The organism is Caulobacter sp. DMC95, assembly GCF_056313785.1.
The window spans coordinates 204,270-221,066 of record NZ_JBQUZP010000001.1 but is presented as its reverse complement, the minus strand read 5'-3'; the positions used below and the strand labels follow the sequence as shown (position 1 = coordinate 221,066).

15 protein-coding genes are annotated in these 16,797 nt (G+C 66.5%); 10 read left to right on the top strand and 5 right to left on the bottom strand.

Annotated features, from left to right (window positions below; genetic code table 11):
- The first annotated feature begins 4 nt into the window (after positions 1 to 4).
- Together accC and aat are read left to right on the top strand one after the other, a co-directional pair.
- A complete protein-coding gene (gene accC, locus ACT53N_RS01080) occupies positions 5 to 1,351 on the top strand; it encodes an acetyl-CoA carboxylase biotin carboxylase subunit (RefSeq protein WP_476062155.1) in 1,347 nt (448 codons plus the stop codon).
- A 13-nt stretch (positions 1,352 to 1,364) separates the two neighbouring features.
- The gene (aat, locus tag ACT53N_RS01075) at positions 1,365 to 2,018 is read left to right on the top strand and encodes a leucyl/phenylalanyl-tRNA--protein transferase (RefSeq protein ID WP_476062154.1); all 654 of its coding nucleotides are present in this window, start codon (positions 1,365 to 1,367) and stop codon (positions 2,016 to 2,018) included.
- On the opposite strand, the gene ACT53N_RS01070 is transcribed toward aat, so the two are convergent.
- Positions 1,955 to 2,623 (bottom strand): DUF2155 domain-containing protein, encoded by a 669-nt coding sequence (locus ACT53N_RS01070; RefSeq protein WP_476062153.1) that lies wholly within the window; start codon positions 2,621 to 2,623, stop codon positions 1,955 to 1,957. The two genes, aat and ACT53N_RS01070, sit on opposite strands and share 64 nt — an antisense overlap.
- A gap of 4 nt (positions 2,624 to 2,627) precedes the next feature.
- Positions 2,628 to 3,023 (bottom strand): NADH:ubiquinone oxidoreductase subunit NDUFA12, encoded by a 396-nt coding sequence (locus ACT53N_RS01065; protein ID WP_310211305.1) that lies wholly within the window; start codon positions 3,021 to 3,023, stop codon positions 2,628 to 2,630.
- 278 nt (positions 3,024 to 3,301) lie between these two features.
- On the opposite strand from ACT53N_RS01065, the gene ACT53N_RS01060 reads away from it, so the two are divergent.
- The 3 genes from ACT53N_RS01060 to ACT53N_RS01050 all read left to right on the top strand — a co-directional run bounded on the left by ACT53N_RS01060 (position 3,302) and on the right by ACT53N_RS01050 (position 7,565).
- Complete coding sequence (locus tag ACT53N_RS01060) at positions 3,302 to 6,025, top strand: TSCPD domain-containing protein (RefSeq protein ID WP_476062152.1); 2,724 nt, start codon at positions 3,302 to 3,304, stop codon at positions 6,023 to 6,025.
- 72 nt (positions 6,026 to 6,097) lie between these two features.
- Positions 6,098 to 6,598, top strand: coding sequence for a pentapeptide repeat-containing protein (locus tag ACT53N_RS01055; protein ID WP_476062151.1), 501 nt, complete (start codon positions 6,098 to 6,100; stop codon positions 6,596 to 6,598).
- Between the two features lie 94 nt (positions 6,599 to 6,692).
- Positions 6,693 to 7,565, top strand: a complete 873-nt coding sequence (locus ACT53N_RS01050; RefSeq protein WP_476062150.1) for a pentapeptide repeat-containing protein — start codon at positions 6,693 to 6,695, stop codon at positions 7,563 to 7,565.
- Positions 7,566 to 7,642: 77 nt separating this feature from the next.
- On the opposite strand, the gene aspS is transcribed toward ACT53N_RS01050, so the two are convergent.
- Both aspS and tpiA read right to left on the bottom strand, forming a co-directional pair.
- Entirely contained in the window at positions 7,643 to 9,481 is a 1,839-nt protein-coding gene (aspS, locus tag ACT53N_RS01045; RefSeq protein ID WP_476062149.1) for an aspartate--tRNA ligase, read from the bottom strand.
- Positions 9,482 to 9,602: 121 nt separating this feature from the next.
- Positions 9,603 to 10,364 carry a triose-phosphate isomerase gene (tpiA, locus tag ACT53N_RS01040; RefSeq protein WP_476062148.1) on the bottom strand — a complete coding sequence of 254 codons (762 nt, stop codon included), beginning with the start codon at positions 10,362 to 10,364 and terminating at the stop codon, positions 9,603 to 9,605.
- 139 nt (positions 10,365 to 10,503) lie between these two features.
- On the opposite strand from tpiA, the gene ACT53N_RS01035 reads away from it, so the two are divergent.
- Together ACT53N_RS01035 and trpE are read left to right on the top strand one after the other, a co-directional pair.
- Positions 10,504 to 12,468, top strand: coding sequence for a peptidylprolyl isomerase (locus ACT53N_RS01035; protein WP_476062147.1), 1,965 nt, complete (start codon positions 10,504 to 10,506; stop codon positions 12,466 to 12,468).
- Positions 12,468 to 14,009 (top strand): anthranilate synthase component I, encoded by a 1,542-nt coding sequence (gene trpE / locus ACT53N_RS01030; protein ID WP_476062146.1) that lies wholly within the window; start codon positions 12,468 to 12,470, stop codon positions 14,007 to 14,009. Before ACT53N_RS01035 ends, trpE begins: the two co-directional genes overlap by 1 nt.
- A gap of 21 nt (positions 14,010 to 14,030) precedes the next feature.
- On the opposite strand, the gene ACT53N_RS01025 is transcribed toward trpE, so the two are convergent.
- Positions 14,031 to 14,240, bottom strand: a complete 210-nt coding sequence (locus ACT53N_RS01025; protein ID WP_476062145.1) for a hypothetical protein — start codon at positions 14,238 to 14,240, stop codon at positions 14,031 to 14,033.
- Positions 14,241 to 14,355: 115 nt separating this feature from the next.
- Between ACT53N_RS01025 and ACT53N_RS01020 the strand changes: the two genes are divergently transcribed.
- From ACT53N_RS01020 to trpC, 3 genes are read left to right on the top strand one after another with little or no spacing between them, the layout of a single operon-like run.
- On the top strand, positions 14,356 to 14,952 hold the full coding sequence (locus ACT53N_RS01020; RefSeq protein WP_476062144.1) for an anthranilate synthase component II: 597 nt from the start codon (positions 14,356 to 14,358) through the stop codon (positions 14,950 to 14,952).
- 9 nt (positions 14,953 to 14,961) lie between these two features.
- Positions 14,962 to 15,987, top strand: a complete 1,026-nt coding sequence (gene trpD / locus ACT53N_RS01015; protein ID WP_476062143.1) for an anthranilate phosphoribosyltransferase — start codon at positions 14,962 to 14,964, stop codon at positions 15,985 to 15,987.
- Complete coding sequence (gene trpC, locus ACT53N_RS01010; RefSeq protein ID WP_476062142.1) at positions 15,984 to 16,772, top strand: indole-3-glycerol phosphate synthase TrpC; 789 nt, start codon at positions 15,984 to 15,986, stop codon at positions 16,770 to 16,772. Before trpD ends, trpC begins: the two co-directional genes overlap by 4 nt.
- Positions 16,773 to 16,797 lie beyond the last annotated feature (25 nt).

Sequence of the window (16,797 nt, the reverse complement as noted above, 5' to 3'; positions counted from 1 at the left end):
GCTCATGTTCGACAAGATTCTCATCGCGAACCGGGGCGAGATCGCGCTCCGGGTTCACCGCGCCTGTAAGGAAATGGGCATCGCCACAGTAGCGGTCCATTCCGAGGCTGACCGCAACTCCATGTGGGTGCGCCTGGCTGACGAAAGCGTCTGCATCGGGCCGGCGCCCGCCGCCAAGAGCTATCTAAACATCCCGTCGATCATCGCGGCCGCCGAAATCACCGGCGCCCAGGCGATCCACCCGGGCTATGGTTTCCTGTCGGAGAACGCCCGCTTCGCCGAGATCGTCGGCGCGCACGGCTTCACCTTCATCGGCCCAAAGCCCGAGCACATCCGGATGATGGGCGACAAGATCACCGCCAAGCAGGCCGTGAAGGACGTCGGCATCCCGGTCGTTCCAGGCTCTGACGGCGGGGTCTCGACCGAGGAAGAAGCCTTCGAGGCCGCCGAGAAGATCGGTTTCCCGGTGCTGATCAAGGCCGCCGCCGGCGGCGGCGGTCGCGGCATGAAGGTCGCCCAGACCCGCGAAGACCTGGCCGAAGCGGTCTCGACCGCCCGCGCCGAGGCCCGCGCCGCCTTCGGCGACGACACGGTCTATATGGAGCGCTACCTCCAGAAGCCGCGCCACATCGAGCTGCAGGTCATCGCTGACAGCCACGGCAATGTGGTGCACCTGGGTGAGCGCGACTGCTCGCTGCAGCGCCGCCACCAGAAGGTGCTGGAAGAAGCCCCCTCGCCGGCCCTGTCGGCTGAAGGTCGCGCCAAGATCGGCAAGATCGTCGTCGATGCGGTCAAGGCCATTGGCTACCTGGGCGTTGGGACCATTGAGTTCCTGTGGGAGAACGACGAGTTCTTCTTCATCGAGATGAACACCCGCCTGCAGGTCGAACACCCGGTCACCGAAGCCATCACTGGCATCGACCTGGTGCGCGAGCAGATCCGCATCGCCGCCGGTCTGCCGCTGTCGTTCACCCAGGACGACGTCGTCTTCGAAGGTCACGCCATCGAGTGCCGGATCAACGCCGAGAACGCACGGACCTTCACGCCCTCGCCCGGCACGATCACCGACTTCCACGCTCCCGGCGGTCTGGGCGTTCGCCTGGATTCGGCGATCTACACCGGCTACGCCATCCCGCCCTACTACGACAGCCTGATCGGCAAGCTGATCGTGCACGGCCGAGACCGGGCCGAGTGCATCGCGCGCCTGAAGCGTTGCTTGGGCGAGATGGTGGTCGGCGGCGTCGAGACCACGATCCCGCTGTTCCAGGACCTGCTGGTGCAACCCGACATCTTGGCCGGCGACTACAACATCCACTGGCTGGAACGCTGGATCAAAGCCCAAGAAGCTTGAGGTCCGGTTTGCGATGGACGACGCCTTCACGGTCGACGATCTGATCGCCTGCTATGCGCGCGGCGTCTTTCCGATGGCCGACGCGCGAGAGGACGAGAGCCTCTTTCTGATTGATCCCGAGCGGCGCGGCGTGCTGCCGCTCGGGACTTTCCATATTCCCAAGCGCCTGGCCCGCACAGTTCGCAACGGGCCCTATGAGGTCCGTGTCGACACCGCTTTCGACGCGGTCATCGAAAACTGCGCCGCCTCAAGGCCCGGGCGGCTGGACACCTGGATCAACCATCCGATCCAGCGGCTGTATGGTCAGCTCTATGCGCGAGGCCTCGCCCATAGCGTGGAGACCTGGCTCGGCGACGAGCTTGTCGGCGGGCTCTATGGCGTGTCGCTGGGCGGGGCGTTCTTTGGCGAGAGCATGTTCTCGACCGCTCGCGACGCCAGCAAGGTGGCCCTCGTCCACCTCGTCGCGCGGCTGGTAGCGGGTGGGTACCAGTTGCTAGACACTCAGTTTCTGACCGAGCATCTGTCGCAGTTTGGCGTTACCGAGATCAGCCGCGCGGACTATCGCCGCCGGCTTTCCAAGGCGCTGGCGATACAAGGCGACTTCTACGGTTTAGCGGCCGGCGCGACCGGGATCGACTGTTTGCAGGCGATCAGCCAAGCGTCATAGACTGGGTGCTGCAGCGGGTTCAGGCCCGGCGAACTGGCGTACATCCAGCCCTTGTAGATTTGACGCCCTGGCGGGGCGGCGCGACCGGCCTGAGCCTTGGGCTGGGTATCGACCACCACATAGGCCGCTGATTCTGGCGCGACCTCGTCGGCGGCGGCGGTTTCGCAGGCGCGCACGGTGAAGATCAGCGTCTTGTATCGGATCGGCTGACCAATCGGGACCTCGAAGCGCATTGTCTCGGTCGTGACCTTGTCCAGCGCCTGGACAATCGCCACAGAATAGCGCGCCCGCTTCGCGGGTTCAGGCGGTTTGGTCGTCGTGGCGGTCGGCTTGGCGGCAGGCGCAGCGCCCGGCGCTGGCGACGCCGGCGGATTTGGATTGGCGGCAGCGGGCGCGACCTGGACTGGCTGGGCGGGTCTAAGCTCTCCGGCCGGCGTCGTAGGAGCCGGCCTTGGAGAAGGCGCCGCGGGCGCTGAAGTCGCGACGGGGGCGGCGGCCGGGGTCTGGGCTTGAGGCGCAGCCGCCTGACGCGCGACGGCCATACCTGCCACAGCCAAGCCGGACAGGACGCTAAGCGCCGCGATCAGAGACGCCCCGCGGGCCATCGCCCTATTCCGGCGACCAGGCTTGATAGTCGCTTGTCGCGGCTTGGCGCTCACCGCCGCGGGTCAGCGACCCCTTCGGACGCCAGGCGTGCACGGTGCCGGTCAGGTTCGGAAGCGTGTCCTTCTCCCATTCGCGGCGCTTCAGAGGCTCACGGGTCGGCGGCTCGTCCAGCGTATAGTGCAGCCAGCCGCTCCACTCGGCCGGGACCTTCGAGGCCTCGGCGTAGCCGTTGTAGATCACCCAGCGGCGCTTACGCTGATCGTAGCTGTCGCTGTTGTCGCGCGCTTCGAAGTAGCGATTGCCGTAGTCGTCCTGACCTACGAAGACACCGCGGCGGCCAATGTGGAAACGCTGCCCGAGGGTCGCGCCGTTCCACCACGTGAAGATCGCTTTCAGCACTACGTTCGCACCTGAATCTGCAAGGCTTTGCGCGTCCGCGACAAGCGCGGCGAAGCGGGCGGACCATAGCGCCCCGCGCCGTCACCGTCCAGCCGCGCGCCGGTCGCGGCGAACTTCAACATCTTGTGGATTAGCACCGCACGACCCTCAACATCTATTGAGGGTCGCGAACCAAGGTTCTAACTTGTGGTGCGACCTTACGCCCATCCCGACCGTGTGGAATCACGCGTTAGGGATTTGGTAAGCACTCACGCTGGCGCCCAGACCAGGAAACACCCATGCGCAACGCCGCCAAAGCCGCAGGTCTTGCTCCCGCGATGGAATGGCGCGACCTGGAGCGGGCTGACAGCGTGACGGTCGTGTCAGCGCCTGCGACTTGGTCTGACGCGCGGGTTGAAGCCTGGCTGGACTGGGGTGGCGAGATCGAGCCCAAGGCGCCGCTGGGCGGCGGTCCGGCGCGATACGCCGCCCGCGTCGCGCAATTGGGCCTCTCGCGCGGCCTATTCGGTGACAAGGCCGATGCAAACGCGTTCCGCGACGCGCTGCTGACAACCATGCTGGCGGGGATCGCGACGCCGACCGCAGGTCAAGCCGGTGCGAGGCTACTGCCGGACATCAACGAGTTCGAATTTCAGAGCCAGGCGCGAGACATCCTGGGGCAGCGCCGCGCAAGCGTCTTGGCCTCTCAGGCCGCTGCGCGATTGAACGCTGCGCTCGATCAGGTCGCTGACGCGGTGCGTCGCTGCCAGGGCGACAGCCGTGCTTGCAGCGACGTGCGCAAGAATCCCGCCCTCGCCCGCGCTGCGCGGAAAGCACGCGACCTCGGCGCTGACGACCAGACGATCCTCGACGCCATCGCCCTGGCCGACCAGCCGCGCTCGCCGCTGACCTCATCCGCCGTCAAGGCTGAGCAGCCCCTGGTCGCCGCCGCGACGCGCCAAGCCGTCTCCGCCGGCGATGAGGCCGCGAGCTTGGCCGCCCAAGTCGGCTGGGGAACCAACACCCTGACCCTGGCGCTGTCACCGACCGACGCCGAGGCTCTATCGCGAGGCGCCGCGATCGGCGCGGCGATCGACGCCAGCGCTTTTCTGGACGCCGACGGCTTCGACATCGAGCGCTTCACTTTCGTCTGCCATCTGTGGGCCACGGCGCTGGAGCTGGATCGCGGCGAGCGCCCCGCCCGGCTTTCGCTCGCCGGCGTGGGCGACTGTCTGTTGAGCCAAGGCTACAGCCAGACGAGCATCGAGGGCAAAGACGGCGCGGCCGCCCTCTGGGCTCTGGCCGTCGGCGCGGCCCTCTCGGCCAGTGCTGAAGCCGCCGCCGTGCTAGGGCTGGACCCGGTGTTCGACCAGGACCGCCAAGGCGTTCTCAAGACCATAGCCGAGCGCCGCGTACGGGCCGCCGCCCTTCGCTCGGCGCTGGCCACGGAAGCCGCCGCCGCGCTGGCGACCGCCCACGCGCTGGCCCGCAAGCATGGTTTGCGCTCGGCTGGCCTGGTCGGTCCGTTCGTCGACGCCGAAGCAACGCTGCGTCTCGGCGGCGCCCCCGTAGGCGCGGCGGGCGCGATGGCGCCGGTTTCGGTGGCCCAGACGGCTGACGGTTTCCTGATGCCGACGTTCAGCGCCGCCGCGTTCGAGGCGCTGTCGACCGAGGGTGTCGACCTCGACGCCGCCCGTCGTCATGCGCTGGGCCACGGTTCGCTGGCCGAGAGCCCCGCGATTGACCACGCCATGCTGCAGGCGCGCGGCTTCACCGCTCATGAGATCGAGAAGGCCGAGAACGCCCTTCGGGAGCATCACGGGATCCGCGCAGCCTTCGCCCCATCCGTGGTCGGCGCCGGCTTCCTGCGCGACGTGCTGGGCGCATCGGCTGAGGATGTCGCCCGCCGGGATTTCGACACCCTGGCCTTCGCCGACTTCTCGGTCGCGGAGATCGCGGCGGCGGAACGCCACGCCTTGGGCGCGGGTACGCTGGGCGACTGCGAGGCGCTGAATCCCGATCTTCGCGAGGCCTTCCGTTCCGTCGAGAACGCCACGTTCCCAGAAAGCCTGGCCATGTTGGCGGCCGTGGAAGGCTTCGCCTGTCTGCCAACGGCGGTGACGGTCGTGATCCCGCACGACGCGCGGCCGGCCGATGCGGTGCGGGCTCAGGCGGCGGCGGCCAGAGCCGGCGTTCGCGCCCTGCAGCTGCAACGCGCGCCGACGCCCGCCGACTTCAAGCTTGACCTACCCGAAGACCTCGCGACCGAACCGCCCCGGCCGGCCCCTCAGCGCGAGCCGGTCGTGACCGAACGTGTCGTGGAAAGGATCGTCGAACGAGACCGCTCGCGCCGCCGCCTGCCCGACCGTCGCAAGGGGTACATCCAGAAAGCGGCCATTGGGGGCCACAAGGTCTATCTGCACACCGGCGAGTACGAGGACGGCGAGCTCGGCGAGCTCTTCATTGATATGCACAAGGAGGGCGCGGCCTTCCGCAGCCTGATGAACAACTTCGCCATCGCCGTCTCTCTAGGTCTGCAGCACGGCGTGCCACTGGACGAGTTCGTCGACGCCTTTGTCTACACCAAGTTCGAGCCGGCGGGTCCGGTCACGGGCAACGACTCGATCAAGTCTGCGACCTCCATCCTCGACTACATCTTCCGCGAACTGGGCGTGTCGTACCTTGGCCGCGACGACCTCGCTAACGGCGATCCCGGCGAGTTCAACGCCGACGGACTGGGCTCAGGCAAGCGCTTGGCCGAGGATGACCTGCTGGACGACGAAACAGATCCCGTTCCAGCCAGCCGCTTCATTTCCAAGGGTTTTTCGCGCGGCGCTACGCCCGACAATCTGGTGTTCGCCAGTTTCGGTCGGCGTCGTGTCGAAGGCGCCGATCGCCCCGGGGCGGATGGTGAGATGTGTCCGGCGTGCGGTGATCTTTCGCTGGTGCGCCGCGGCGGCATGACCGTCTGCGACACCTGCGGCGCCCAATCCGAACGCCCCGGCCCGGTTGCGTCCTCTTGAGGTCGTTTGGCTGGCGTTAAGTTTGCTGGGTCAGGGTGCGGATAAGTCCTTCCGCTCGGAACCTGCGCTAGAATGAAATTGATCGCTTCGCTCGCAGCCGCCGCCCTTGGCGTAGTGCTGGTCGCCGGCCCGCCAGCCAGCGCCCAGAACGCCAGCCAAATCGCGGCCGTGCGCAACGGCGCCAATTGCCCGCGCTGCAACCTTTTCCAGGCCGATCTCTCCAACCTGACCTTGAAGGGCAAGAACCTCGCCGGCGCGCGGTTGCGGCAGGCGGATCTCTCGACGGCCGTCATGAACCGAACCAGTTTCGCGGGCGGCGACCTTCGGGACGTCAACGCCTACGGCACGGTGCTGACAGGCGTCAGTTTTGCCAGGTCCGACCTCACCAACGCCAGCTTCGTCGGCGCCTATCTGCAGGGCGCGAATTTCGCGGGCGCAAGGCTTTCAGGGGCCAACTTCTCAGGCGCCGAAATGGACCGAGCGACGGGTTTGAAGCAAAGCCAGTTGAGTCAAGCTTGTGGCGATGACTCCACGTTGTTGCCGCGCGGGCTCTCCATTCCCCGCTGCCGTTAAATCCCCGTCATTACCGCAATTTAAGTGGTCTCTGGCCCTCCGACGGTTCAAACCGTAACTCACACAGTCGCGTATGGACTGCACGGAGAAGTCGATGTTCCGCTTGGGCGCTTCCATCGCCGCCTTGACGCTGAGCCTGCTGGCCATGACCAGCCCGGCCCACGCGTCGGTTGAAGACAAGGACGTCGCCAAGCTGACCTCCTTTGGCGGCATGTGCGCCAGTTGTGATCTGGCGGGACGTAAGCTGATGAACGCGAAGTTCACCGGCGCGAACTTCGCCAAGGCCGTGATGATTGGGGCCGACCTGCGCGGCGCGATGTTCTATGGCAGCAACTTCGGCGGCGCCGACCTTAGCCGCGCCGACATGCGCGGCGCCGAGATGCGCGGCGCCAATTTCCAAGGCGCGAACTTTACCGACGCGCGAATGTCAGGGGTTGAGAGCAGCGGCGCGAATTTCCAACAGGCGATGCTGCTACGTGTCGATCTGTCGTCCTCCGAACTACACGGCGCGCACATGGTGGGCGCGAACCTGCAGCGCGCGCGCCTGTCAAACGCCGAACTGACCGGAACCAACCTGGCCAGCGTCAATGCTCGCGACGCGGACTTTTCGAACGCCGATATCAACCACGCCAATTTGAGCGGCGGCCGTTTCGACGGCGCGAGCTTCCGCAACGCAGATATGACCGGCTCCAGCCTTCGGGGCGCCCTGTTTGGCGGAGCGGATTTCAAGAACGCCGATCTGACCATGGTGAACCTGGGCGGCGCGGATCTGTCGGGCGCGCGCGGCCTTGATCAGGATCAGTTGGACGAAGCCTGCGGCGACAGCGGAACGCGCCTGCCCTCGGGCCTCAGCGTTCGCTCCTGTAACGGCCTCCGCGGTAGCCAGCACTTCATGCTCCTGCGCGCTGTGCCCAAGGCTCCGCCCGCCCCTCCGGCTCCGCCGAAGCCCCCCAAGTCGCCCAAGTAGTGAGCTCCGACGCGAGAAATAAAAAGCCCTCCGATCACCAGACCGGAGGGCTTTTTGATGCTTAGGTCGAACTGGCTCTACACCTTGATCGGCGGCGCCGTGCGGATGTGCAGCTCCTTGAGCTGCTTGTCGAGCACGTTGGCCGGCGCGTTCATCAGCAGGTCCTGGCCCTGCTGGTTCAGCGGGAAGGCGATGACCTCGCGGATGGCGACCTGGTCAGCCAGCAGCATGACGATACGGTCGATGCCGGGCGCGAGACCGCCGTGCGGCGGTGCGCCGTAGCGGAAGGCGTTCAGCATGCCGCCGAACTGCTCCTCGACCACTTCCGGGCCGTAGCCGGCCGTGGCGAAGGCTTTGAGCATGATTTCCGGCTTGTGGTTCCGGATCGCGCCCGAGCACAGCTCGTAACCGTTGCAGACGATGTCGTACTGGTAGGCGCGAATGGTCAGCGGATCCTGGGTCTCCAGGGCTTCCAGACCGCCTTGCGGCATCGAGAACGGGTTGTGCGAGAAGTCGACCTTCTTCTCGTCCTCGTTCCACTCGAACATTGGGAAGTCGACGATCCAGCAGAACTTGAACTGGTTTTCGTCGACCAGCTTCAGCTCCGTGCCGACGCGGGTGCGCGCGAGGCCGGCGAACTTGGCGAACACCGCCGGATCGCCCGCCACGAAGAACGCGGCGTCGCCGGCGCCAAGGCCCAGCGTTTCCATCAGGGCTTGCGTCGGCTCGCCCAGGTTCTTGGCGATCGGGCCGCCCCAGCCGCCCTGGTCTTCAGACCAGAACACATAGCCCAGACCCGGCTGACCTTCGCCCTGCGCCCAGCTGTTCATGCGGTCGCAGAAGGCGCGGCTGCCGCCTGTCGGGGCCGGGATCGCCCAAACCTGGTTCTTGGCGTCGGCGCCCAGGATCTTGGCGAACAGACCAAAGCCGCCGTCCCGGAAGTGCTCCGAGACGTTCTGCATCTTGATCGGGTTGCGCAGGTCCGGCTTGTCGCTGCCGTACCAGGCCATCGATTGGGCGTAGGTCAGGCGCTCGAAGCCCTTGTGCTCAAACGATTGACCAAAGTCATTGGTGAAGGTGTGCGTGCCGTCGATCGGCGAAACCGGCTTGCCGTTCGAGAACTCTTCGAACACGCCGTGCATCACCGGCTCGATCGCCGCGAAGACATCCTCCTGGGTGACGAAGCTCATCTCGACGTCGAGCTGGTAGAATTCCAGCGAACGGTCGGCGCGAAGGTCCTCGTCGCGGAAGCACGGGGCGATCTGGAAATAGCGGTCGAAGCCCGACACCATCAGCAGCTGCTTGAACTGCTGGGGCGCCTGGGGCAGCGCATAGAACTTCTCGGGGTGCAGACGCGAGGGCACCAGGAAGTCGCGCGCGCCTTCCGGCGAGCTGGCGGTGAGGATCGGCGTCTGGAATTCGTTGAAGCCCTGCGCGAACATGCGGTTGCGGATCGACTGGATCACACGCGAGCGCAGGACGATGTTCTTGTGAAGCGTCTCGCGGCGCAGGTCGAGATAGCGGTGCTTGAGGCGGATTTCTTCCGGATAGTCCGGCTCGCCGAAGACCGGCAGCGGCAGCTCGGCGGCCTCAGACAGCACCTCGACGGCCGAGACGCGGATCTCGATCTCGCCGGTCGGCAGGTTCGGGTTCACGACGCTGGCGTCACGCGCGATGACTTCGCCGTCCACACGGATCACGCTCTCTGCGCGGAGGCGCTCGACCACGCTGAAGCCGGGGGTCTCAGGATGCAGAACCAGCTGCGTCAGACCGTAGTGGTCGCGCAGGTCAATGAAGACCAGCCCGCCATGGTCGCGCTTGCGGTGGATCCAGCCGGACAGACGCACGGCCGCGCCGGTGTCGGAAGCGCGCAGGGCGCCGCAGTTATGGGTGCGATAGGCGTGCATGGTGGTCATGAAAGTCTTGAATACGCGCTGATTTGCAAGGCGCGGTAAGGCGCACGTGGGCGCCGCGATGTCAAGGATTCTGGGACGGCCCGTGCGCCTGGACGGCCCGTCCCTAGAAGGTTGTTCGGGTCTAGACGGCGCGGATGATGGCCAGGAAGTCGGCCGCCTTAAGGGAAGCGCCGCCGACAAGGGCCCCGCCGACCTCCGCCGCGGCGAGAATTTCGCCTGCGTTCTCGGGCTTCACCGAACCGCCGTAGAGGATGGGAACAACCTCGCCCTGCTCTCGGAAGATCGAAATGAGCTCGGCGCGGATGGCGGCGTGCATCTCGACGATGTTGTCGACGGACGCGGTGCGGCCCGTGCCGATAGCCCACAACGGCTCATAAGCGACATTGAAGGCCTTGCCCGCCAGCGACGGCGGAATCGACTCGCGCACCTGGGCTACGACGAAAGCCACGGCGTCGCCGGCCTCGCGGGTTTCCAGGGTTTCGCCGACGCAGATGATCGGCTCCAGGCCAGCTGCTAATGCAGCCTCGGCCTTGCCCGCCACTTGGGCGGAGGTCTCGCCGTGGTCGGTGCGTCGCTCGGAGTGGCCGCAGATCACCAAAGATCCGCCCGCGTCGGCGATCATGTCCGCTGAAATGTCGCCTGTATGCGCGCCGCTGGCCTTGCCGTGGCAATCCTGAGCGCCCGTTGCGACGGGAGACCCGGCCACCGCTTCGCTCAGGCGAGCCAGAAGGGTTGAGGGCGGGAAGATCGCCACGCGGGCGACCGAGGGCTGGCTGTTGAGAGCGGCCGCAACGGCGCGGGCCTCATCCAGAGCGGCCGAAAGGCCGTTCATCTTCCAGTTTCCGGCGATCAAAGGCCGGGGCTTTGTGCTCGAAAGGGTCATGAGCGCCTTCTTGGGGTCACGCTCCCTTGGGAAGTCAAGCCCACGCCGCTTGCCCCCCCGCCTTCGGCTCTACTATACCCGCTGCTCTCGACCGTCGCGTTCGTATGCGCAGCGGTCTGTCTGGAAGGTTTTCGCGCTCATGCTCGCCGGTTTCCGCAAGTTCGCCAAATCGCCCTTCGCGGTGGTGCTGTTTGGCTTGCTGATTGTCAGCTTCGCCATCTTTGGCATCAGCGACGTGTTCAAGGGGCCGCAAGGTTCCGGCGTGATCAGCGCCGGCTCGCGGACCATGTCTGCGGCGGACTTCAAGCAGCGCTTCGACAACTATCGCAAGGCGATGGAGCAACGAAATGGCGCCACGCTCACGCCTGACCAGGCTGTCGAGCAGGGCGTCGATCGTCAGATCGTCCAGGAACTGGTGCTGCAAGAATCGCTGGCGGCCGCGCTGCACAAGATGGGCGTCGCGCCGTCTGACAAACTGGTCGCCGACACCGTGCGTGAACAGATGAGCCAGTTGCCACCCACGACGCGCCCATTCGACCCGATCACCGGCAAGTTCGATCCTCAGGCCTATGCGGTGCTTATGCAGCAAAACGGCATGACGCCGGAGGGCTATGAGGCTTCGCTGCGCGACGAAATCGCCCAGACCCACTTCTTCTCGGCGATCGCCGACGGCCTGAAGGCGCCGCGCATCTATGCCGCGCTTCAAGGCGCCTACATGCTAGAATCCCGGGAAATCTCGGCCTTTGTCGTCAATCCCGCTTCCGTTCAGCGTCCCAACCCGCCGACCGACGCCCAGCTGACGGCGTTCATGAAGGAGAACGCTGACCGTCTGACGCGGCCGGAGACGCGGGTTCTTTCGATCATGCGCGTGAGCGCTTCGGCGCTGGAGCCGTCGGTGACGATCAATCCAGCGGATGTCCAGAAGGCCTTCGACTTCCGGAAGGACAGCCTGGCCAAGCCGGAAACCCGGACGATCATCCAGATCTCCGCACCGGACGCCAAGGCGGCCACGGTGATCTCGCAGCGCCTCGCCAAGGGCGAAGACCCGGCCGCCGTCGCCAAGGCTTACGGCAAGGCGCCGCTGGTCCTTACCGACAAGCCCAAGACCGCCGTTCCGGATCGCAAAGTGGCGGCGGCCGCTTTCGCCCTCCAGGCTGGCCAGGTCAGCGGCCCGATCGCGGGCGACCTTGGCGTCGCTGTGGTCAAGGTGACCAAGATCACGCCCGGCGCCGTCGCCTCACTGGACAGCGTCCGCGCGCAGATCGAAGCCGAGGTTCGCGCCCAGACGGCGCAGGCCAAGGCCTATGAGCAGACTCAAACCTATCAGGACGCTCGTGATGCGGGCGCCGACCTGATCTCGGCGGCCAGCAAGGCCGGCGCGCTGGTGATCACGACGGCGCCGGTGACGGCGCAGGGCGCGGACCAGATGGGCCAACCTGTCGCTGGCCTCACGGCCGACATCGTCAAGACCGCGTTCGACCTGTCGCAAGGCGGGGAGAGCGAACTGGTCGAGGCGGGCAAGGGCGACTACTACGCTGTGAAGGTCGAGCGGATCATTCCCGCCGCCCTGCCGCCTCTTGCTGAAATCAAGCCGCAACTGACCGCCGTCTGGTTCGGCCAGGAAATGGCCAAGCGCATGAAGGCCAAGGCCGACGAACTCGCCGCCCGCGCCAAGAAGGGCGAAAGCCTGGAAGCGGTCGCGACAGCGGCTCAGTCGAAGGTCCAAAAGATTCCGGGCGGTCTGACGCGCCAGAACGCGCAGCAGAACATGGCCTTGGGCCAAGAGTTCTTGGGCGCGGCCTTCACGGCCAAGCCGGGCGCCATCTTCACGGCGCGCGCCGGTCAACAGGGCGAGGCCTATCTCGTCGCCAAGCTTGACGCGGTCCGCCCCGCGCCGACCGCCAACGTGGCGCAGATCACGGTGCTGGCCGCCGGCCAGGCCGCGAACGGCCTGATGCGCGATCTAGCCGAGGCCACGCGCGTCATCGCTCGCGCCCAGATGAAGGCCAAGAGCAACCTGACCCTGGCCCGCCAAGCCATCGGCGTTGACACCGACGCCCTGGCCAAGGCTGAGGCCGCCAAGGCTGGAAAGAAAGCCGAGTAATGAGCCTGGAGCCCGCGTTCGACGCCTTCTCGGAAGCCTATGGCTCCGGGCGGCAGCAAGTCGTTTGGACCCGCCTTATCGATGATCTGGAGACGCCGGTTTCGGCCTATCTGAAGATCGCGCAGGCTCGTCCTTACAGCTTCCTGTTCGAGAGCGTTGAGGGGGGCGCCTGGCGCGGTCGCTATTCGATCGTGACGATGAACCCAGACCTCGTCTGGCGCTGTCGCGGTGATCAGGCTGCAATCGCCGAGGGCGACGATATCGCCGCCGGTCGGTTCACGCCCCAACCCGGTGGCGCGCTGGACAGCCTGAGGGATCTGGTGGCGCGCTCGCGCATGGAGCTCCCTAAAGACTTGCCGCCGATGGCCGCCGGCGTGTTCGGCGCCTTGGGCTACGACCTGGTGCGCCTGGTCGAGCGCCTGCCGGACGTCAATCCGGACGCCTTGAACCTTCCTGATGGGATCATGACCCGCCCGTCGATCGTGGCGGTTTTCGACGCCATCGCGCAGGAGATTATCCTGACGACGACCGTGCGCCCCCAAGCCGGCGTATCGGCCAAGGCGGCGCACGACGCCGCCCGGGCGCGGATCGAAGCGGTGATCGCCGACCTGCACCGGCCCCTCGCCCACGACGCGCCGCGCGCGCCGCGCGGGCCGATGGATTTCACCACGCCGGTCAGCCGCGCCGACTACGCCGAGGTGGTCGCAAAGGCCAAGGATTACATCGCCGCCGGCGACATCTTCCAGGTGGTGGCCAGCCACCGCTTCCGCAGTCCCTTCGACCTGCCGCCATTCGCCCTCTATCGCTCGCTGCGGCGGACCAACCCGTCGCCATTCCTGTTCTTCCTGAACCTGGACGGCTTCAACCTGGTTGGCTCCAGCCCCGAGATTCTCGTGCGTCTGCGTGACGGCAAGATCACCATCCGGCCGATCGCGGGCACCCGCCCGCGCGGCGCGACCCCAGAGGAAGACGCCGCGCTCGAGGCCGAGTTGCTGGCCGATCCTAAGGAGCGCGCCGAGCACCTGATGCTCCTCGATCTTGGCCGCAACGACGTGGGCCGCGTGGCGATGCTGAACCAGCACGGCCGTAACACCCCGCCGGAACAAGCCCGCCCCAAGGGGCCGAATGTTCGGGTGACTGAGAGCTTCACGATCGAGCGCTACAGCCACGTGATGCACATCGTCTCCAACGTCGAGGGGACAGCGCCCGAGGGCGTCGATCCCGTCGACGTTCTGATGGCCGCCCTGCCCGCCGGCACCCTGTCGGGCGCCCCCAAGGTTCGCGCCATGGAGATCATCGACGAACTCGAGGTCGAGAAGCGCGGCATCAGCTATGCGGGCGCGGTCGGCTATTTTGGCGCGGACGGCGCCGTCGATACCTGCATCGTGCTGCGCACGGCCCTGGTCAAGGACGGCATGATGTACGTCCAGGCCGGCGGCGGCATCGTCGCCGACAGCGATCCGGACGCCGAGTACGACGAGACCCTGCACAAGTCCCGCGCGCTGAAGCGCGCGGCCGAAGAGGCCTGGCGATTCAGCTGAGCCTGAGGGCTGCTCTATCCGCTAGGGACCACCCAGCCTATCGTTGGGAAGGTGCTGCGTCACAGCTGGGGGCGCCAGCACCATGACGGTGGCGAAGCTGAGCGCGCAGAACGCGGCGAAGGCTGCGGCGGCCAGTACTGGCCCCATCTTCTGGACACGTTGCTTGGGCCGCAGCAGAGCGCGCACATAGGCGACGGCGACAGGGTCCAAAGCGGAATCACGCGGGTCCATGAGCCTATGATGCTCAACTCCGCGACCGCTGTAACCGTTACTGAAAGCCGCAGGCGAAAATGGCGCTACACATCCGCCCGCCTCGCGCTAGAACCGACCTCCGAAAGGCGGCGTCATGATCCTGGTCATCGATAACTACGACAGCTTCACCTACAACCTCGTTCACTATCTGAACGAGCTTGGGGCCGACACGGCCGTCTATCGCAACGACGCGCTCAGCGTGACCGAGGCGCTGGGCCTGAAGCCGGCCGCCGTGCTGTTGTCGCCGGGGCCCAAGGCGCCGGATCAGGCCGGCATCTGCCTGCCGCTGCTTGAGGCCGCGCCGGCCGACCTGCCGATCCTGGGCGTCTGCCTTGGCCACCAGGCGATCGGGCAAGCGTTTGGCGGCGAAGTAATCCGCGCTAAGGCCGTCATGCACGGCAAGGTCAGCAAGGTCCACCACAACGACAAGGGCATCTTCAAGGGTCTGCCCAACCCCTTCACCGCCACGCGCTACCACAGCCTGGCCGTCCGCCGCGAAGACCTTCCGGCCGATCTGGAAGTCACCGCCTGGACCGACGACGGCGAGATCATGGGCGTGCAGCACAAGACGCGTCCCATCTTCGGCGTTCAGTTCCACCCCGAGTCGATCGCCACCGAGGGCGGTCACCAGATGCTGGCCAACTTCATGGATCTGGCCGGGGTCAAGCGAGACGCGGCGGTCTGGGTCTAGGCTTTTCAGATGTCTGACGCTTTCAAGCCCCTGCTGGCCAAACTCGCCGATGGTCAAACCCTCGACGATAGCGACGCCGAACTGTTCTTCGCCGCCTGTCTGCGCGGCGAGCCGACGCCGGCCCAGGTCGCGGCCGCCGTCACCGCCATCCGCCTGCGTGGCGAGACCGTGGGCGAGATCGCGGCCTGCGCCCGCGCCATGCGCCGAGCAGCCATCCCGTTGGAGCATCCGTACGACGTTATCGACGTCTGCGGCACCGGCGGGGACGGCCTGCACACGCTGAACATCTCCACGGCGGTCGGCTTCGTGGCCGCCGGGGGCGGTCTCAAGGTCGCCAAGCACGGCAACCGGGCCATCACCTCGAAGTCGGGCACCGCCGACGTGCTGACCGCCCTGGGCGTCAATATCGACGCCACGCGCGAGCAGCAGCGCAAGGCCCTGGACGAGGCCGGCATCTGCTTCCTGTTCGCCCAGGCTCACCATGGGGCGATGAAGCATGTCTCGCCGATCCGCCAGCAGCTGGGCTTCCGCACCATTTTCAACCTGCTCGGCCCGTTGACCAATCCCGCCGGCGCCAAGCGGCAGGTGGTCGGCGTCTCGGCGCCGCGCTTTGTCGAGCCGATCGCCAAGGCGCTGGGCGCCCTTGGAGCCGAACGCGCCTGGTCGGTGCATGGCTCGGGGATGGACGAACTGACGACGACCGGCGAGACCGAGGTCGCCGAGTGGCGAGACGGCGTCGTCAGGCTGTTCAAGATCACGCCCGAGGCCGTCGGCCTGCCCCGCGCTGCTCTGGCCGATCTGACGGGCGGAGATCCTCATTTCAACGCCGCCGCCCTGACCCGTCTGTTTGACGGCGAGACGGGCCCCTATCGGGACATCGTCTTGCTCAACGCCGCCGCCGCTTTCCTGGTCGCCGACAAAGTCGAGACCTTGGTCGAGGGCATCGCCCTGGCGGGTGAGGTGATCGACAGCGGACGCGCCAAGGCCGCTCTCGCAGGCCTCGTGACCGCCACCAATACGGACGTAACCGCGTGACCGACATTCTGGCCAAGATCGCCGCCTACAAGCGCGAGGACGTCGCAAGCCGAAAGGCCGCACGCTCTCAAGCCCAGATCGACGCCGCCGCCAAGGGCGCTTCGGCGCCGCGCGGGTTCAAGGCCGCGCTTGAAGCGCGCCACGCCCCGGGGAAGCTGTCGCTGATCGCGGAGATCAAGAAAGCCTCGCCCTCGAAGGGCCTAATCCGCGAGGACTTCGATCCGCCGGTTCTGGCTAAGGCCTATGAAGCCGGCGGCGCGGCCTGTCTGTCGGTGCTGACCGACACGCCGAGCTTCCAGGGCGCGGATGAATATCTTGTCGCTGCTCGGGCTGCGGTCGCCCTGCCCTGCATCCGCAAGGACTTCTTGGTCGATCCCTGGCAGGTGGCCGAGAGCCGGGCCCTAGGCGCCGATGCGATCCTCGTAATCCTGGCGATGATCGACGACGTACTGGCGGCGGAGTTGATGGCCGAAGCCAAACGCCTGGGCATGGACGCCCTGGTGGAGGTTCACGATGAGGCCGAGATGGCGCGCGCTGGCGCGCTGGGCTCGGATCTGGTCGGGATTAACAACCGCGACCTCAAGAGCTTCGTCGTCGATCTGGCGGTGACCGAGCGCCTGTCAGCTCAGGCGCCGCCAGACGCGCTGCTGGTCACCGAAAGCGGGATCTTCACTCACGATGACGTCGTGCGGATGGAAGGCGCCGGCGCCAAGGCGATGCTGGTCGGCGAGAGCCTGATGCGCCATGCGGATGTGACAGCCGCGACGCGGATCTTGATCGGTTAAACCCAAAACGGGCTTTTCTGGCGCT